This is a genomic window from Mycobacterium sp. MFM001, from assembly GCF_003402475.1.
GTDB lineage: Bacteria > Actinomycetota > Actinomycetes > Mycobacteriales > Mycobacteriaceae > Mycobacterium.
The window spans coordinates 125,186-143,252 of the sequence record NZ_BFAB01000009.1 but is presented as its reverse complement, the minus strand read 5'-3'; the positions used below and the strand labels follow the sequence as shown (position 1 = coordinate 143,252).

Here is an 18,067-nt window from a genome sequence, read left to right as displayed (position 1 = left end):
CTTACCGCACTTTCGGGCGGAATCGGGTCAGCAGTGCGACTTTCCCACCGCGGACAGCACCGCCTGCGTCGACGCCCGGCTGCCGACGGTGACGCGCGCGCCGCCGTCGGCGTAGTAGCGGACCCGCAGTCCGCCGCCCGCGAACACCTCGCGCCACGGCCGACCCCTCGGCGGCAAGTACACGAAGTTGGCGTGCGCGTCCGTGCTGTACACGCCCATCGCGGACAACCGCGCCCGCAGATGGTGGCGCTCGGCAGCAATCATCCGAATACGTTGTCGCAGTTGTCCTTCGGCCTGATACGACGACGCCACAGCCAACAGGCTGGTGATCGGCATGCCGAACGGCAGTTGCTTGCTCCACAGCGTCCGGATCAAGGCCGCGGACCCGAGGCCATAACCGATCCGCAGCCCCGCCAGCCCGTATGCCTTGGAGAAGGTTCGCACCACCACCACGTTGGGAAACCGGTCAACCAACGCCTTCACGTCGATGCGGTGCTCGGGTGCGACGAACTCGATGTAGGCCTCGTCGAGCACGACGATCGTGTCCGGCGGCACCCTCCGCAGAAATTGCACGACGTCGACGGCGGGCTCGAGCGTGCCGGTCGGATTGTGGGGGCGGCACAACACCACCACCCGGGCCGTCGCCGCGGCGTCGGCCAGCCCCTCGAGGTCGTGGTGGCCGTGCTCGTCGAGCGGCACAGTCTTCGAGATCAGCCGGGCGATCTGCGCGAATATCGGATAGCCGTCGAATGTCGGCGCCGCCATGACGATCGTGTCGCCCGGATCGGTTACCGCGTGCAGGATCTGCATCACCACACCCGTCGCACCGGCGCCGAGTATCACCTGTTCCTCGCACACGCCGATCCGATCGGCGATCAGACGGCGCAGCCGCTCGGGCAGAAATTCCGGGTAGCGGTTGGCCACGTCGATCGAGCGAATCAGCGCAGAGCGCACTGCCGGCAACGGCGGAAACGGGTTCTCGTTGAGCGACAACGCAAACGGATCGACCGCGCTGGGTAATGCGTCGTCGATCATCACGATCGCCGCAGCCGACATCACCCTCGTCCGCCCCATCGAACCGCGGCCGCCCCCGCGAAATCACCGGCGTGCGCGAACGCGGCCATCAGCACCACGTCCCCGGATTCGAGCTGACCGTCGGAGATCGCCCGGTCCAGGTTGACCGGAATCCCGGCGCCGAACAGGTTGCCGCATTCGTCGAAGGTGTCGCGATGACGTTCTGGCGGCACCTCGAGCGCCTCGCGCCAGTTTCGCAGGAACAACCGGTTGGGCTGGTTGGTGACCAGTAGGTCGATGTCCTTGGCGGCCAATCCGATTCGATCGCAGACCGCCAGCGCCACCTCGGGCACCTGACGGTTCCCGCGGGCCAGTACCTTGGCGATTTTGGTTTCGGTGAACCCGATGCAGCCCTCCCCCGGGCCGGGCTGCCACCACTTGCGGGGTGGATCCATGGCGATCGTCATGTCGCCGGCGTATTCGCCGTAGGTGCGACATTCGACGTCCAGGATCGGTGATCGGTCGGACAGCGTCACCAATGCCACGGCGGCGCCGTCGCCAGGGATGGCCGACTGGGCCTTGCGCCGCACACCGGGCTGGTCGAAGACTTGGCCGGCGGCGTTCTGCGCAATCGCGATCAGCGCGCTGCGTCCCTCACCGGATACCAAAAGTCGACGAGAGACGTTGAGCGCCAACACAAATGCCGCGCATCCGCCGTTGTGCAGGTCGAGCACCCAGGACGGGCACATGCCCAAGCGGTGCGCGATGCCGCCGCCCGCGCCGTAGAACGGCATGTCCGGCATCTGCGTGTGGGTGATCAGTACGTCGACGTCCGAGATGACGTCGTGGCCATGACGCTCGACCAGCCCGGCACAGGCGCGTTCCACCATGTCGATCGCGGACTCGTCGGGCGCGACGTGATGGCGGAATCGCGGTGCGCGGAACATCACATTGTCGCGCATTTCGTCGGACTCGGCGTACTGCGCGTAGTAGTCGGCGCTGATCGGCTCACCGGGCAGATAGGTGGAGACGTCGGTCAAGCTGACTTGGTCCATGACGCCGTCACCTCATCCATGCCGGCGTGATCGGCAGACCGTTGCGGTGACGGTATTCGGCGATCGTCTTGAGGTTGTTCAGCTCCAGCCCGTGCCCTGCGCCGAACAGGTCCCAGAAGTCGCCGACCCAACCCGTGCGGCCCACCGGCGCGGTCTCGGGGTACGGGTTGTGGTCGTAGAACGGGTGGCGGCAATTAGTCCACAGCACAACCGATCCGGGCTTGTCGAGCACCACCTGCGCGTCGAGCACCCGCATCAGGTAGATCATCCACAGGTGCTTGCCCTGATCCCACGCGCAGTGGTAGTCGACGGTGCGCGCCTCGGCACTCGCGTAAGTGCGCGTGTAGATCTTGGTGTCGGGAAGCAACCGGTCGTAGGCCTCCCACAGGCCGGGCTCCTCGGTGGGGGTGAAGCCGCGCAGGGTGTAGGTCCACTCCTCGAGGCTGCGGGTGTCGGACAAGTATTCGAACAATTCGTCGGGCGGGCAGTCGACGTAGTCGTTGACCGTGCAGTACTGGCCGAAGACCTCGTCGTGCGGATATACCGACCGCATCTTCGCCATGAACATCGGGGCGGTTTCTTCCAACGGCGAGGTCTCGATGCGGACCACCCCGTCGATATCGTCAAGCGCTGGCAGGGACATGGTCTCGGTTCTCCTCATGGGTTGAAATGTGTTGTCGGGCAGCCGGAACAGCCTGGTTCAGGAACGCCGCGAAGGGCGGGATCTCGTCGGCGCAGCATTCGACGCTGACCACCGACGGGCCGTCGACGGCCAGCGCGTGTTCCAATGCCGCGGGTAACGCGTCGAGGTCGGCGACGTCGACCGAGGGCAGGCCGGGAAACATGGCCGCCAGCCCGCCGCCGAGATTGCTTGGGCTGAACCGGTTGTAGCTGTACAGGTCGTCGTAGAAGAGCTGCTCGCGGGTGACGCACATGGCGTGGGCATTGTTGTTGAACAACACGAACGTCACCGGCAGCCGGTATTGCACCGCGGTGTGCACCTCCATGCCGTGCATGAAAAACGCCCCGTCGCCGGCGATGACGACGGTGCGCCTGCCCCGGCCGAACGCCATCCCAATACCGGCGCCGAAGCTGTAACCCATGCCGCCCATGCCGAGCGCGACCGCGAATCGGCCGTCGCGCCGCACCGGCAGATAGTGAATTGCGGCCGCTCCGGTGTTGCCGGCGTCGACGACAATGTCGGCGCCGGCGGGCAGCGCAGCGTCCAGGACCGCCATCGCGTCGCGGTAGCGCACACCTGGACCGCCAATAGCCGGGGGCCGCAGTTCGGTGCGTGCCACGGCGTCGGGCACCCGCAAGCCAGTGGGCCGGCCGGCCCCGGAGAGTTCGCGGGTCAGCATGCTCAGCGACAGGCGCACGTCGTCGGTGTGCACATGCGTGCACGGCAGGTACGGCGGTGCCGAGCCAATCGAGATCGTTCGGGTCGCAGCCAGCGCGTCGTCGAGGCCGGCGCGCGCGGTCACCGGCAGCCGCGTGCCCACCACCAGGCACAGTCCGCTGCCCGCCACCGCCTCGGCCGCGCCGGGATGACCCATGACGCCGGTGAGCCCGAGTGCCGACGACGATCCGAAACCCGGTGTGCCGGCGACGTCTTTGGCATCGGGCACGCACGCCACCCGTGCGCGCAGCAGGGTGCGCAGCTCCTCGAGTTCTCGGCGGGCGTCATCGCGGGCCACCTGCTCGCCGGCGATGATCGTGACCGGTCCGTTGACACGGCGCAGTGCACGCACAATCGGATGCAGGTCGCCGATCCGCGGCGCCATACCATCGAGTTGGTAGCCATTCGCGGCGACGAGTCCTTGCTGAATGTCCTTGGGTAGCAACAACACCGCTGGCCCGCCGGTTCGCGCGGCGGCCACCGCAGCGGGCAGAGCCGACGCGATGTCGGCGGGCGCCACCACCCGTCGACAGAAGACCGATACCGCGGAGAACAACGCCTCCGCATTCAGCGAACCGTTGCGGCCACTGGTGTCCTGAAAGCTGCCGCGGCCGTCCATCGACGTCGCCGGCTGGCCCACCAGCGCCAGCACCGGCACCCGACTGGCGAACGATTCCCCCAGCCCCGGAACAAGATTCAGCGCACCCCCGCCCGATGTCGCCGCCACCACACCCAATCGGGCGCCGCCGCGGCTGTAGCCGTCGGCCATCGCCGCGGCGGAGAACTCATGCTTGGCCAGCACCGCAGTGATGTCGGAACGGAAATGCGCTGCGTCGTAAAGATCTTCGATGTTGGCACCGTCGACACCGAAGATATAGTCGATTCCGATCGTCGCGAGATGTTCGACGATGTGGTCGACCACCCGGTGTTGCCTGGCCATGCCAGTAATACGACTACCGGGTGGCTTTGGTTCACCGCGGCGTGGAATTTACAGCGAGCGTTCCAGCAACACGTTGCCGTTGTCCGCGGAAACCACCTGTACCGCGGCGATTTGGTCGACCGGTGTGGAAATGCTTCCGGCCGGGTTCGCCGTGTGGCCGGGTTCGGCCACCCAGGTCGCCAGCTGGGTGCGGCTACCGTCGCGCCCTACAACCACCATGGCCAACCTGTCGTGGTGGGCGTACACCGGCGCCAGGCAAACGCATTTCATGTCGATATAGGTTCCCCAGTGCTGGCCGCTGACTGACACGGTCGAGGCCAATGCCTTGGTCCCCACTTGCGCCATCTCCAGCGACGACGCGCTCGGCTGTGGCGCGGCGGGGACGGCCGGCGCACTCGCCTGCGGCGCGGGCACGGAGGCCGGGGAATGAGGCTTGACGCCGACGAACACGCCGATCGCCAGCACCGCGGCCGCTGCGCCCGAGGCTGTCCAGGTGATCACACGGGAGCGACGCCGCCGCCACGCCACCTTGGCCAGCAGCGACGGCAGCATCTCCGGGGGCACGGCTGCGTCACCGGTGTCATCGGCCGCTTCGATCTCGGCCACGACGTTGTCGTCGAGCCGTGAGAGCAGGGCCGGCATGCCGCTGAGTTCGGCGACGGCGCCGCGGCACGACGCGCAGTCCCGCAGGTGCGCCTCGAATTCGTGCCGGTCGGCGTCCGACAGCGAACCCAGCACGTAGGCGGCGTCCCACATCGCGTACTCATGGTCATCGCCCGGGGTTCGCCCACCGTCATCGGTTGGCCCGGCGCCCCATCGAGTAATCATCGGGTAACCCCCATCTCCTGCAGGGTGAGTCGTAGGGCTCGCAGGGCGTAATGCAGCCGTGATTTCACGGTACCCTCGGCGATCCCGAGGTCGGCGGCGATTTGAGCGGTGGTCCAGCCCCGGTAGTACGAGCGGGCGACCACGGCACGATGCTCGGGTGACAATTGCACCATCGCCTCGGCGATCAGCATCCGGTCCAGGGCCGAATTGACCTCGTCGGGACCGGCCTGCTCCGGCGCGTTGTCCAGCGAGCCGACTTCGTTTCGCGAACGCGCACTTCGGCTTTGGTCGATGATCATGTTGCGGGCGACGGTGAACAGCCACGCCCGCGCCGAGCGCTCGCCGTCGCCGATGACCTCGGGATGCTGCCAGGCCCGCAGCAGCGTCTCCTGTACGACGTCTTCGGCCCGGGCCCGGTCACCGGTCAGCCGCACCGCGAAACGCCACAACGGCGCGGCGTGCTCGTCGTAGAGCGCTTTCATCAGCGCCTCTTCCGGAGCCGCCCGCCCGGTGGCATCCCGGACCGGATCGTCCATCACCAGCCTCACTGTGAGTACACGAATCGAACGCCTATTTCGTTCAGTTGGCTAACCTCTGTTCAGTCGGTGATCCAGTTGCCGTGGAAGCCGTGCGGCACCCGTCGCGGCATCCGCACGCGGGCGATTGGTTCGACGCCGAAATCCGAAGCGTCGATGACCACCAGATCACTGCCGTCGCGCACCGGGTCGTACACGTAGGTCAGGTACCAGCCGGCCGACTCGTCCGACTGCTCGCCCGCGGGAACGAACACCGCCTCGTCGGGGGTGCCGCCGAACCGGTGTTCTTCTGTCGTACCGCGTAAGTGGTCGTAGCGGACCAATGCGTTGGTGCCGACCGCGACCGAGTAGCGGGCCGGCCGGCCCGTCAGCCTGTCGTCGATCCGCGGGAATTCGACAGCACGGTCGTCGAGCTGTTGCTCGTCGACGACGCCAACCTCAAGGTCGACCGTCCATTGCCACAACGCCGCGTCGGTGTCGAACACGCTGCCCTCTCGCCACAACTCCGGGTAGCGAACCACCTGCAGCACAATGGAATTGCCGACGTCGTACGCATTGGCAAGGTGGAAGACATAGCAGGGATCGATGTCGAACCAGCGCACCGGGCCGAAGGGGTCGTCGCGGCGCAGCACGCCGAGCCGCGCGCCGTAGGAGTCGTCCCACCGGTACGGCACGTCCTGATCGGCTTCCATCGTCAACGCAACGCCCAGGTCGAATACCACTGGAAGGTCGAGGAACACGACGTGCTCGGCGGTCAGCGCGAAGTCGTGCATCAGGGTCAGCCCCGGAACGTCGACGGGTCTGCTGATGATCAGCTCGCCGTCGGCATTCGCGCGGTGGTAGGTGACGTGCGGCGCGGAGATGCTGCCATAGCCGAAGAAGTGCAACTCGCCGGTGTCCGGGCAGATCTTCGGGTGGGCCGTCATCGCGTCGGCCAGCTTGCCGCCGAAGTCATAGGCGCCCAACGTTTTCAGATCGTTGGTGATCTCGTACGGCAGCGACGTCTCCATCAGTGCCAGGGTTTTGCCGGCGTGCCGTACCACGTGGGTGTTGGCGACGCTGGAGCGCAGGTTGCGCGTGCCGTCGGCGTTGTATGCGGGGAATGGATCGCGGAAACTCTCGGTGCGCACCCACCGGTTGCGGTACCAGGCGACGCGGCCGTTCTCCAGCCGTACCCCGTGCACCATGCCGTCGCCCACGCACCAATGTCCCTGAGCGTCCCGCGGGTTGGGGCCATTGCGCAGGTACCAACCATTGAGCTCGCGGGGGATGCTTCCTTCGACCGGCAGATCGAGGGCGGTGAGTTCGTCGGGCACCGGCGCGTAGTTGGCGGTCCGAAACATTGGGAAAACGGTCTGGGCGGGCACGGTATTGGTCGCCGGCCGGCTTGCCGCCATGCCGACCTTGTCGAGCACGCGCAGCGGCGCAGCATCTGCAGAGCGGTCGTCGAGCGCGGCCACCTCGTCGGAAGAGAGCAGGGCCAGCAGAGCCGGCATGTCGGCCAGTTCGTCGACGGCCCGCCGGCATGACGCGCAGGTACCGATATGCGTCTCGAATTCGTGCTGTTCGGCGGCCGACAGTGAGCCCAGCACGTAGGCCGCGTCCCACATCGCATAGTCATGGCCGCCGTACGGCTCACCGTTGTGGGCCATGCCATGGCCGTGTGCGCGCGTCATGGCGCCACCCCCATCTCCCTCAACGTCTGTCGTAAGGCGCGCAGCGCATAGTGCAGCCACGACTTCGCGGTACCTTCGGCGATTCCCAGCTCGGCCGCGATTTGCCCGATAGGCAACCTCTGGTAGTAGGCGCGGTGAACCACCACGCGATGTTCGGGGGACAACCGCGCCATCGCATCGGCCATCAGCGCCCGGTCCAGCCCGGCGTCGGCTTCCGGAATATCCATCACCAGCCCTCCGGTGAAATACGACTCAAACGCCCATCTGGTTCACCGGCGCGCTACACGTGGGTCAGCCAGTCGAGGTCACCGCCACGATGTGTGCTCCCAGTGTGGCCCTCCTGCGGCGTGGGCGCCAGACATCCAGCTGTGGAATCGGCCGTCGGGGTCGTAGGTCAAGCGGACCCTGTCCAGGCGTGCCATGTTGGGTTCGGTGATGAATCGCGCCGGACGCCGGCACAGATTCTCGTCGGCGAGGGAGATGCCGGTCGACAGGTGCGACATCGCCGCCATGTTGGAGGCGGCCCAGTCCCGGTAGCGTTCGTCGTCGGTCGGATCCCGCCAGATGGTGTAGAGCGCCAGGTAGATTTCGTCCTCCAGGCCGTACACTTTGTCGGCGCGCTCCGGGGACGTGTTCCATCCTGTGAAAATGAAATGCGACGGGTGCGGCGGCATTGTTTCGATGATCCTGCGGATGCCCGGAAGTAGTTCGTCGGCGGAAGCCGCGGTGAACATGCTGTCGGCAATGTAGCGGTAGCCCTTGGGGTAACTGGCCATCACGGCGCCATACCAGTTGGCCAAGGTGGTGGGCGCGTACGGAAGGTTGACGATCGCCTTGTCGATGACAGGGCAAGTCGCCAGCGGCGCAAGGGCTTTGACCGCTTCTGATTCCGATTCGGCGAAGACGGGAGAGGCGATCGTGATGCCGGGTTCGGTGAGGCCGGCCGCGGGAAAACTACGCGCGGTGTGGATCTGCAGTTCGACGCTGGCGTCGATCTCGGAACGGATCGCGCGTCCCCAGCTGAACACCTCGTCGGCGACGTCGATCGGATACATGTACAAACAGGTGCCCCACACTGGCGGGCGGGGATGAACCCGCAGTCTGAAAGAAATGACCACGCCGAAGAAGCCCGGCCCCGACCCGCGGGCCGCCCAGTACAGGTCGGGATGGATTTCGGGATCGCAGTAGACCTGTTCACCGTCGGCGGTGACGACCTGCAGTCCAAGCACGCTCTCGCAGGCCGGCCCGAGCGTCGGGCTGTTCCAGCCGTAGCCACCCTGCAGCAGATAGCCGCCGAGGCAAATACCTTCGCAGTGGCCCGCGGGAAAGAAGAGCCCCTGCGCATCCAGTTCGGTGGCGAACTCGCTGGCGACCTTGCCCGGCCCGACGTCGGCGGTCATCCGATCCGGGTCGACGCTGCAGTGATCGAGGCGGCTGACGTCGAGCAGCACACCGCCGTCACGGAGGTGACTGGCGGTCCAGCTGTGTCCGCCGGAACGTACGCCGACGCGATGCCCGTGAGCGCGCGCATAGCGGAGCGCTGCCACCACGTCTTCGGTGTCGTGCGCTTGCACGATCACATCGGGAAAGCGGTCGGGCACCAGGCCGTTCCACACCGTTGCCCGACGGGCCGCCTCGTAGCCGTCTGCGCCGCAGAAGAACGCCTTGTCGGCGGATATCATTGCAGCACCGCGCTTTTCGCCCGGTGCGATGCAGCCGACAGGTAGGCCGCCACCTGCCTCGCCAGCGGCGTGGCAGCGAGCCGAATCGCCCGCAGTGGGCCGTTGGGCGGGATGCCGTATCCGATGGCGAACATCCCATCGCCGAGGTGCGAGGCAAACCCGCCGCGCGGGGTGCCGCAGTCGTCGAGCACGCCCAGGTGGCCGACCAGACCGTCGAGGTCGGTGCGAAAACCGGTGGCGGCGATGATCGCCTGAGGTGCGACCGACGTGCCGTCGACCAGGACCACCCGGTCGGATTCGACCGCCTTGACGGCGGCCACGACGTGGACGCGCCCGGCTCGCACGGTGTCGATGAGTTCGTCGGCCAGCGTGGGGATGCGGCCCCGCGTTTCCACCGTCGCCTTCAGGCCGAGCGGCGGTGGGCCAAAACCAAAGGCCGCCAAGTCGTTCCACATCAGGCGGTTGAGGCGCCCGATCAACGGATCGACCAGCCGCGCCGGGACCCGCGCGAACAGTTCGAGGAAGATGTCCGACGGGACCGGACCGATGGCCCGCCGCACCAGGTGCGGCGGGGTACGTACCGCAAGCCAGATCTGGCGGGCGCCGCTGTTGGCGAGTTGGACGGCGATGTCGGCGCCCGAATTGCCGGCGCCGACGACGAGGACGTCGCACCCGCGGTAGGGCCAGGCGTTGATGAAGTTCCCGGAGTGCACGATCTCGCCGGTGAAGCCACTCAGGCCGGGCCAGGCCGGAATAGTGGGTGCGCTGTAGTTCCCGGTGGCGAGAACGATTGCCGCGGTTCGGATTTCACCCGACGACATATCGAGTTGCCACGCGTCGCCGACGCGGTCGATCCGGTGGACTTCGCACCCGAGCCGCAGCGCGATGTCCTGCCGCGCGACGTAGTGGTCAAAATAGCGGACCATGTCCTCCTTGGTCGGCCAGCGGCCGGCGTTCAGCGGAATCCGCTGTCCGGGAAGATGCGACAAGAATCCGTTGGTGTTGAGCCGGAAGTTGTCATAGCGTCTGCGCCACGAAATCGCAGGCGCGGCGGCTCGATCGAGAACGAGCGCCTTGACGCCGTGGTGATGGTCGAGTTGGCGCGCCACCGCAAGACCGGCGGGCCCCGCCCCGACGACCACAACCTCGGGTTCGTCGTCACTGGGCAGGCGAGGACCTCGGGTCACATCAGTGATACGACCGGCGACCGGTTGCGGTTCAGCGGGTCAGGATTCGCGGCCCGTCGTCGGTCACCGCGACGGTGTGCTCCCAGTGTGCCGCGCGCGACCCGTCAGCGGTCGTCACGGTCCATTCGTCGTCGAGCACCGTGGTTTTGCCCGTGCCCAGCGTCAGCATCGGCTCGATGGCCAGCACCGACCCGACGGCCAGCAGCGGGCCACGCCCCGGAGCCCCTTCGTTGGGCAAAAACGGATCCATGTGCATGTGTCGGCCGATGCCGTGGCCGCCGTAGCCCTCGACGATGCCGAACGCGCGCCCGTAGCGCTTTTCGGCGGCGTGCGTGGCGGTTTCGATGGCGTGCGAGACGTCGGTCAACCGGTTGCCGACCACCATCGCGGCGATCCCGGCTTCCAACGACTCCCTGGTGGCCGCCGACAGCGCCTCGTCGGACGAATCCAGCTGGCCAATACCGAACGTGACTGCCGCGTCGCCGTGCCAGCCGTCCAGGATTGCGCCGCAGTCGATCGACACCAGGTCGCCGGGCGCCAGGATCTCGCTTGCGGACGGAATGCCATGCACCACACGGTCATTCACGGATGAGCAGATCGACGCCGGGTAGCCGTGGTAGCCCAGGAACGACGGCGTCGCGCCGGCGTCGCGGATCACCGACTCGGCGATCTCGTCGAGGCCCAGGGTCGAGGTTCCGGGTGCGGCCGCGTCCTGCACCGCCCGCAGCGCCGCCGCGACCACCGCCCCCGCCGCGGCCATCGCGTCGAGTTCACCCGCGCTGCGCTGCGGCACCACCTTGCGGCTGCGCAGCCCGGCCAGGGCGATCACGGCTACTTACCCAGGGCTTGCAGGGCGCGGGCGAACACCTCGTCGACGGTGCCGACGGCGTCGACGGTTTTCAGCTCGTGCTCGTGCTGGTAGTACTCGAGCAGCGGCGCCGTCTCGTCGCGGTAGACCTTCATCCGATTGAGGATGACCTCGTCGTTGTCGTCGGCGCGTCCCCGGCCTTTGAGCCGCTCGAGCAACACGTCTTCGGGCACCCGGAACTCAAGCACCGCATCGAGTTTGGTGCCGCGGCGCTCGAGCATGTCGTGCAGCGCCTTGGCCTGCTCCAGCGAGCGGGGGTAGCCGTCCAGGATGAAACCGGACGCCGCGTCCGGGTCGTCGAGGCGGTCGTCGACGAGTTGGTTGGTCAGCTCGGAGGGCACCAGGTCACCGGCGTCGAGGTAGCGCTTGGCCTCCAGGCCGAGTTTGGTGCCGTCGCTGATGTTGCTGCGGAACAGGTCGCCGGTGGAAATCTGTGGGACTCCGAGTTTTTCGGCCAGCTTGACCGCCTGGGTGCCTTTTCCGGCGCCGGGCGGCCCAAGCAAAACAACTCTCACTTCAGGAACCCTTCGTAGTTGCGCTGCATGAGCTGGCTCTCGATCTGTTTGACCGTATCCAAACCGACGCCGATCATGATCAGAACCGCGGTACCGCCGAACGGCAGGTTCTGCACCTGTCCGGTGTTGCCGATCTGCAAGAACAGGTTGGGCAGCACCGAGATCACGCCGAGGTAGATCGAGCCGGGCAGCGTGATGCGGCTCAGCACAAACCGCAGGTAGTCGGCGGTCGGTTTGCCCGGCCGGATGCCGGGAATGAAGCCGCCGAACTTCTTCATCTCGTCGGCGCGTTCGTCGGGGTTGAACGTGATCGACACGTAGAAGTACGTGAAGAAGATGATCAGCCCGAAGTACAGGCCGATGTAGACCGGGTCGGCGGGGTTCGACAAGTAGTTGCCGACGAACTTGTCCCACCACGTGTTGCCGACGCCGCCGGTGCCGCTGCGGATCAGCTGGGTGATCAGATGCGGGATGTAGATCAGCGACGACGCGAAGATGACCGGGATAACACCTGCCTGGTTGACCTTCAGCGGCAGATACGTCGAGGTGCCGCCGTACATCCGCCGGCCCACCATGCGCTTGGCGTACTGCACCGGGATGCGGCGCTGGCCCTGCTCGACGAACACCACGCCGACGATGATGACGAGTGCGGCCACCAGGACCGCGACGAAGATCGGGCCGCCGCGGCTGTCCAGGATCGACTTGCCCTCGGCGGGAATGCGGGCCGCGATGCCGACGAAGATCAGCAGCGACATGCCGTTGCCGATGCCGCGCTCGGTGATCACCTCGCCCATCCACATCACCAGCGCCGCGCCCGCCGTCATCACCAGCACGATGACGATCAGCGTGAAGATGCTCTGGTCGGCGATGATGTCCAGGCTGCAGCCCTGCAGCAGCCCGCCGTTGGCGGCCAGCGCCACGATGCTGGTGGCCTGCAGGATGGCCAGCGCGATCGCCAGATAGCGGGTGTACTGCGTCATCTTGGCCTGGCCGGATTGGCCTTCCTTGCGCAGCTCTTCGAAGCGTGGGATGACCACGGTCAGCAGCTGCACGATGATGCTCGCGGTGATGTAGGGCATCACCCCGACCGCGAACACGGTCAGCTGCAGCAGCGCACCCCCGGAGAACAGGTTGATCAGCGAGTAGATCTGCGCCGCTTCGCCGCCGCTGACCTGCGCGATGCACTTCTGCACGTTGGGGTAGTCCACGCCGGGCGAGGGCAGCGAGGCACCAACCCGGTACAGGATGACGATGCCCAGCGTGAACAGGATCTTCCGTCTCAGGTCGACTGTCCGCAGCGATGAGATGAAAGCCGAAAGCACTCTTCCTCCTGCGCAGCCGGGCTCTGGTCGCGGCATGCCAATGGGCTGGTCTGGCGCCAGCGTCGGTTAGTCCTGCGTTGCGCGCCGACCCGCAGGCCAGGATATGCAGGGTCGCGCGTCAAGCAGTCTACGAGAGTAACAGCGCAGGCAGCGGTCCCCCGCACGCAGGCGTACAGTTTCTGCTGTCCTTACATTGGCTAAGTATCAAAGGGGTTCGTGGATGACCAGCACGCGGTTTGAGGGCGACACCTGGGACTTGGCCTCCAGTGTCGGGGCGACGGCGACCATGGTGGCGGCTGCCCGTGCCGTGGCGACCCGAAGCCCCGATCCGCTGATCAACGACCAATTCGCCGAGCCGCTGGTGCGCGCGGTGGGGGTCGATTTCTTCACTCGGATGGCCAGCGGGGAGCTTGATCCGCAGGATCTCGACGACGACGAGGCCAAGGGCCTGCGCCGGTTCGCCGACGCGATGGCCGTCCGCACCGAATTCTTCGACGGCTTTTTCGCCGACGCGGGTCGCGCCGGCATCCGGCAGGCCGTCATCCTGGCCTCCGGACTGGATTCTCGCGCCTACCGGCTGCCCTGGCCGGCCGGCACCACGGTGTTCGAGGTCGACCAGCCGCAGGTGATCGAGTTCAAGACCGCCGCGCTGGCCGAGCTGGGCGCGCAGCCGACGGCGGATCGCCGGGTGGTGGCGATCGACCTGCGCTTTGACTGGCCGGCCGCCTTGACGGCAGCCGGTTTCGACCCGGCCCAGCCCAGCGCGTGGATCGCCGAGGGGCTGCTGGGCTATCTGCCCGCCGCGGCCCAGGACCGGCTGCTCGACCAGATCACCGAGCTGAGCGTGCCCGGCAGCCGGTTCGCCACCGAAGGCTTGGTGGACGTCAACGATCTCGGCGAAGCGGAACTGCGCCGCCGCATGCAACGCCAAACCGACCGCTGGCGCCGCCACGGCTTCGAGCTGGACATGGCCGCCCTGGTCTATTTCGACCACCGCACCGACGTGGCGACCTACCTGACCGGCAAGGGCTGGCAGACCACCGGGGCCAGCGCGACGGATCTGCTGACCAGACATGGCCTGCCGCCGATCGATCCCGACGACGCCCCGTTCGGCGACGTCGTCTACCTCAGCGCGGAGCTGGCGCGATGACGCGCTCGGACCGCGACAGCTGGGATCTGGCGTCGAGCGTGGGTGCGACGGCGACCATGGTCGCCGCGGCCCGGGCCCTGGCCACCCGCGCCGAGCCTGCGCTGATCGACGATCCGTTCGCCGAGCCGCTGGTGCGGGCGGTGGGTATCGACTACTTCGTCCGCCTGCTCGACGGCGAGCTCCCCGATGCCGGGGACGCCGCGTTGCCGCTGGATGCCCGCCACATCGTCACGAACATCGCCGTGCGGACAAGGTTTTTCGACGACTTCTTCACCGCGGCGGCCAACGACGGACTGCGCCAGGCGGTAATCCTGGCCGCCGGCTTGGACACCCGGGCCTTTCGGTTGCCGTGGCCGGACGGCACCGTCGTCTTCGAGCTGGACCAGCCCGCCGTCGTCGACTTCAAGTCGGCGACGCTGTCGAAGCTGGGTGCTCAGCCCGCCGCCGAACGGCGGACCGTGCCCGTCGATCTGCGGGACGACTGGCCGGAAGCCTTGCGCGCCAACAGTTTTGACGAAACCAAGCCGACCGCCTGGATCGCCGAAGGGCTGCTGCTGTATCTGCCGCCGGACGCGCAGGACCGGCTGTTCGACACGATCACCGCGCTCAGCGCGCCCGGCAGCCGGCTGGCCACCGAATACCACCCCGACGGCGGCGCGGCCATGGCCGAACGCAGCAAGGCGATGGCCCCGCAGTGGCGCGAGCAGGGGCTGGACCTGGACCTGTCCGAGCTGGTGTACCACGGCGAACGCAAGGCCGTGCCGGACTACCTGGCCGCCCACGACTGGACGATCTCGATATCCAGCCGCGCCGAGCTGTTGGCCAGCTACGGCCTCGAGCTGCCCGACGACGCCGCGACGGCACCGATACGCAACACGGTTGCGATCACCGCGGTCCGATAACCCGCGACGGCCGCTCGGCCAGCTCCAGGAAGCGGTAGTAACGGTCCTCGGTCGCGCTCTTCCACGCCGGGTCGGGCTCGACGACGCGCTCGATGCGCGCCCACCGGGCGGCGTCGGTCATCGACGACTCCAGGCCGACGGCCATTCGCGCCAGGAAAGCCGCGCCCAGCGCCGCCCCCTCCGCGACCGCCGACACCTCAACCGGCCGGCCGGTCGCGTCGGCGATGGCCTGCATCCACGGCTGGAGCCGGCTCCCGCCGCCGGCGGCGACGATGCGCGAGACCGCGGCGCCGCTGCGTTCGACGAGCTGCCGCACGACAAAGCCGGACGACTCGTAGGCGGCCCGGCGCAGCGCGGCGGCGTCGTGAGTGAGATCCAGGCCGTCGAGCATGGCGCGACGGTCCGGGTCGTGGTAGGGCACCCGTTCGCCGCGCACATACGGCGACCACACCGGCACCCGCCGCGGGTCGGCGGTACTCGGGTCTGCCAGCGCGAGAAGGCGATCCACCCAGCCGAGGAACAGCCCGCCGGCGTTGCTGGGGCCGCCGAGCTGGCTCTTGCCGGCGGCGGTGTGCGGGATGGTCCACAGGCCCGGCACCTGCCGGTGTTCGGGAATGGTCACCCAGACGATCAGCGTCGTGCCGCACAGCACGAGCACGTCGCCGTCCTGGTCGGCGCCGGCCACCAGCTGCTCGCACAGCGCGTCGATCGCCCCCACCGCAAGCACTGTGCCGCTGTCGCGGACCTGTCCGCCTGCCGCGCCTGGGGCGTCCACCCGCGGCATCGCCTCGACGGCCGCGCCGCAGTCGTTGCATGCCTGTTCGTTCCAGCCGGTGCCGTCGAACAGCGGCAGGCTGGTGTAGGCGGTGGCGAAGTCGATCACCGCGTCGCCGGCCAGCGCGTGGTTGGCCACCGCCGGCGCGGGCCAGTACCCGGCGGCGTCGGGTGCCTCGGCGGCTGTCCAGCGCAGGAACTCCGCCGCCTCGCCGGTCGGCGGGAGCGATGCGCCGGCGTCGACGGGTGTGCGGCCGCGGCCGTCGCCGTACAGCAGTCCGGGGGTGAGGGGGCGGCCGGTCCGGTCGACAGCGGTCAGCGAGGGCACCATCGCCGACACCGCGGCGGCGCGGGCGTTGTGGTGGGCCAGCTCGCCCAGGGCGGCCAGCGGGCCGCGGCGCCACGCCTCGTCGGCGTCGTGCTCCAGCCGGTCCGGGGCCGGTACGCGTAGTTGGTGCGGAATGCGTGCCCGCGCGCTGACCCGGCCGTCCTCGTCGGCGGCCACGGCTTTGACGGCGGTGCTGCCGATGTCGATGCCGAGTGTGACCTCTTTGCGTGACACGGGCGTCACCGTACGCCAGCATTGGCAATCGTGATGCGTGCTTTGGTGACGGCGCCGTTGCGCGGTGACGGGTTCGACAAGCTGCGGCGGCTGGCCGACGTGATCTACGACCCGTGGATCGAAGCGCGCCCACTACGCATCTACAGCGCGCAGCAGTTGGCCGAGCGGATTGCTGCCGAACGCGCCGATGTCGTTGTGGTGGAAGGCGATTCGGTCAGTAGTCCGGTTTTCGAACTGGATCTGCAGGCGATCGCCTCCACCCGCGGCGACCCCAACAACGTCGACGTCGCCGGTGCCACCGCGGCCGGGATCCCGGTGCTGTTCACCCCTGGCCGCAACGCGGACGCCGTCGCCGAGATGACGATTGCGTTGCTGTTCGCCTGTACCCGGCATGTGCTGACCGCCGACGCCGACGTACGCGCCGGAGAGGTGTTCCGCGACGGCACAATTCCCTATCAGCGGTTCCGTGCTTGGGAACTCGCCGGGTTGACGGTCGGGCTGGTCGGGCTCGGCGCCGTCGGCCGCGCGGTGAAGTGGCGGCTAGAAGGGCTGGGCATGCGGGTGATCGCCTACGACCCGTACAACGACGAGGCCCGGCACAGCCTCGACGAACTGCTCGCGGAGGCCGACATCGTGTCGCTGCACGCGCCGGTCACCGAGGAGACGACGGGGCTGATCGGCGCCAAGCAGTTCGCCGCGATGCGCTCTGGTGTGGTGTTTGTGAACACCGCGCGGGCGCAGCTGCACGACACCGACGCACTGGTCGAGGCGCTGCGCAGCGGCAAGGTGGCCGCCGCCGGGCTGGACCACTTTGTCGGCGAATGGCTGCCGGTTGATCACCCGCTGGTGGGCATGCCGAATGTGGTGCTCACGCCGCACATCGGCGGGGCGACGTGGAACACCGAGGCGCGGCAGGCGCAGATGGTCGCCGACGACCTAGAAGCCCTGTTGTCGGGCCGTCGTCCCGTGCATATCGTCAATCCGGAGGTGTTGTCGTGAGATTCGTTGACGATCCGGAGGCCGCGGTACTGGCCGCGGCCAAGGACATGCTGCGACGTGGCCTGGTCGAGGGGACGGCGGGCAACATCTCGGCGCGACGGGAAGACGGCAACCTGGTCATCACGCCGTCGTCGGTCGACTACGCCGAGATGACGCTCGACGACCTGGTGCTGGTCGATCCCGACGGCGAGGTACTGCATGCCGCAGAAGGCCGGGCCCCGTCGACGGAGATGAAGCTGCACCTGGCCTGTTACAAGGCTTTCGACGACATCGGCGCCGTCATCCACAGCCATCCGGTGTGGGCGACGATGTTCGCCATTGCGCACCAGCCGATTCCGGCGTGCATCGACGAGTTCGCCGTCTACTGCGGCGGGGAGATTCGCTGCACCGAGTACGCCGCATCCGGCACCCCCGACGTCGGCGCCAACGCGGTGAAGGCGCTGGAGGGCCGGGCGGCGGCGCTGATCGCCAACCACGGCATGGTGGCCGTCGGCCCGCGGCCGGACAAGGCGCTGCACGTCACTGCGTTAGTTGAACGGACCGCGCAAATCGTCTGGGGCGCAAGAGCTCTCGGTGGCCCGGTGCCGATCCCCGACGACGTCAACGCCGGATTCGCCGGCATCTATTCATATCTGCGCGCGAATTAGCGCGACGTCGA

17 protein-coding genes and 1 pseudogene are annotated in these 18,067 nt (G+C 67.8%); 4 read left to right on the top strand and 14 right to left on the bottom strand.

Translation table 11 applies throughout. The features are described 5' to 3' along the window. Nucleotides 1-27: 27 nt before the first annotated feature. From MFM001_RS16880 to secY, 13 genes and pseudogenes are all read right to left on the bottom strand, one after another. The gene (locus tag MFM001_RS16880) at nucleotides 28-1,056 is read right to left on the bottom strand and encodes a histidinol-phosphate transaminase (protein WP_116376418.1); all 1,029 of its coding nucleotides are present in this window, start codon (nucleotides 1,054-1,056) and stop codon (nucleotides 28-30) included. Next, complete coding sequence (locus MFM001_RS16875; protein WP_116376417.1) at nucleotides 1,056-2,069, bottom strand: 3-oxoacyl-ACP synthase III family protein; 1,014 nt, start codon at nucleotides 2,067-2,069, stop codon at nucleotides 1,056-1,058. Before MFM001_RS16875 ends, MFM001_RS16880 begins: the two co-directional genes overlap by 1 nt. A 7-nt stretch (nucleotides 2,070-2,076) precedes the next feature. After that, the gene (locus MFM001_RS16870; protein WP_116376416.1) at nucleotides 2,077-2,712 is read right to left on the bottom strand and encodes an SRPBCC family protein; all 636 of its coding nucleotides are present in this window, start codon (nucleotides 2,710-2,712) and stop codon (nucleotides 2,077-2,079) included. Next, the gene (locus MFM001_RS16865) at nucleotides 2,693-4,408 is read right to left on the bottom strand and encodes a thiamine pyrophosphate-binding protein (protein WP_116376415.1); all 1,716 of its coding nucleotides are present in this window, start codon (nucleotides 4,406-4,408) and stop codon (nucleotides 2,693-2,695) included. The genes MFM001_RS16870 and MFM001_RS16865 overlap by 20 nt, the downstream gene beginning before the upstream one ends. A gap of 48 nt (nucleotides 4,409-4,456) precedes the next feature. Further along, nucleotides 4,457-5,236, bottom strand: coding sequence for a zf-HC2 domain-containing protein (locus tag MFM001_RS16860; RefSeq protein WP_116376414.1), 780 nt, complete (start codon nucleotides 5,234-5,236; stop codon nucleotides 4,457-4,459). Then, complete coding sequence (locus MFM001_RS16855) at nucleotides 5,233-5,772, bottom strand: sigma-70 family RNA polymerase sigma factor (RefSeq protein WP_116376413.1); 540 nt, start codon at nucleotides 5,770-5,772, stop codon at nucleotides 5,233-5,235. The genes MFM001_RS16860 and MFM001_RS16855 overlap by 4 nt, the downstream gene beginning before the upstream one ends. A gap of 62 nt (nucleotides 5,773-5,834) precedes the next feature. Continuing rightward, nucleotides 5,835-7,448, bottom strand: coding sequence for a carotenoid oxygenase family protein (locus MFM001_RS16850; RefSeq protein ID WP_238159245.1), 1,614 nt, complete (start codon nucleotides 7,446-7,448; stop codon nucleotides 5,835-5,837). Beyond that, nucleotides 7,445-7,663, bottom strand: a pseudogene (locus MFM001_RS16845) (sigma factor-like helix-turn-helix DNA-binding protein); the annotation flags it as partial. The gene MFM001_RS16850 and the pseudogene MFM001_RS16845, both read right to left, overlap by 4 nt. A gap of 90 nt (nucleotides 7,664-7,753) precedes the next feature. Further along, complete coding sequence (locus tag MFM001_RS16840; protein WP_116376411.1) at nucleotides 7,754-9,130, bottom strand: FAD-binding oxidoreductase; 1,377 nt, start codon at nucleotides 9,128-9,130, stop codon at nucleotides 7,754-7,756. Then, complete coding sequence (locus MFM001_RS16835) at nucleotides 9,127-10,317, bottom strand: NAD(P)/FAD-dependent oxidoreductase (protein WP_238159244.1); 1,191 nt, start codon at nucleotides 10,315-10,317, stop codon at nucleotides 9,127-9,129. Before MFM001_RS16835 ends, MFM001_RS16840 begins: the two co-directional genes overlap by 4 nt. 31 nt (nucleotides 10,318-10,348) lie before the next feature. Further along, on the bottom strand, nucleotides 10,349-11,146 hold the full coding sequence (gene map / locus MFM001_RS16830) for a type I methionyl aminopeptidase (RefSeq protein WP_116376410.1): 798 nt from the start codon (nucleotides 11,144-11,146) through the stop codon (nucleotides 10,349-10,351). Nucleotides 11,147-11,148: 2 nt separating this feature from the next. Then, nucleotides 11,149-11,700 (bottom strand): adenylate kinase, encoded by a 552-nt coding sequence (locus MFM001_RS16825; protein ID WP_116376409.1) that lies wholly within the window; start codon nucleotides 11,698-11,700, stop codon nucleotides 11,149-11,151. Next, a complete protein-coding gene (gene secY / locus MFM001_RS16820) occupies nucleotides 11,697-13,022 on the bottom strand; it encodes a preprotein translocase subunit SecY (RefSeq protein ID WP_116376408.1) in 1,326 nt (441 codons plus the stop codon). The genes MFM001_RS16825 and secY overlap by 4 nt, the downstream gene beginning before the upstream one ends. A gap of 220 nt (nucleotides 13,023-13,242) precedes the next feature. On the opposite strand from secY, the gene MFM001_RS16815 reads away from it, so the two are divergent. Continuing rightward, nucleotides 13,243-14,172, top strand: a complete 930-nt coding sequence (locus tag MFM001_RS16815) for a class I SAM-dependent methyltransferase (RefSeq protein WP_116376407.1) — start codon at nucleotides 13,243-13,245, stop codon at nucleotides 14,170-14,172. After that, entirely contained in the window at nucleotides 14,169-15,074 is a 906-nt protein-coding gene (locus MFM001_RS16810; protein ID WP_116376406.1) for a class I SAM-dependent methyltransferase, read from the top strand. Before MFM001_RS16815 ends, MFM001_RS16810 begins: the two co-directional genes overlap by 4 nt. On the opposite strand, the gene MFM001_RS16805 is transcribed toward MFM001_RS16810, so the two are convergent. Beyond that, a complete protein-coding gene (locus MFM001_RS16805; RefSeq protein ID WP_116376405.1) occupies nucleotides 15,058-16,410 on the bottom strand; it encodes an FGGY-family carbohydrate kinase in 1,353 nt (450 codons plus the stop codon). The genes MFM001_RS16810 and MFM001_RS16805 overlap by 17 nt on opposite strands. 33 nt (nucleotides 16,411-16,443) lie before the next feature. Between MFM001_RS16805 and MFM001_RS16800 the strand changes: the two genes are divergently transcribed. Both MFM001_RS16800 and MFM001_RS16795 read left to right on the top strand, forming a co-directional pair. Beyond that, nucleotides 16,444-17,409, top strand: coding sequence for an NAD(P)-dependent oxidoreductase (locus tag MFM001_RS16800; protein WP_116376460.1), 966 nt, complete (start codon nucleotides 16,444-16,446; stop codon nucleotides 17,407-17,409). Beyond that, on the top strand, nucleotides 17,406-18,056 hold the full coding sequence (locus tag MFM001_RS16795; protein WP_116376404.1) for an L-fuculose-phosphate aldolase: 651 nt from the start codon (nucleotides 17,406-17,408) through the stop codon (nucleotides 18,054-18,056). Before MFM001_RS16800 ends, MFM001_RS16795 begins: the two co-directional genes overlap by 4 nt. Nucleotides 18,057-18,067 lie beyond the last annotated feature (11 nt).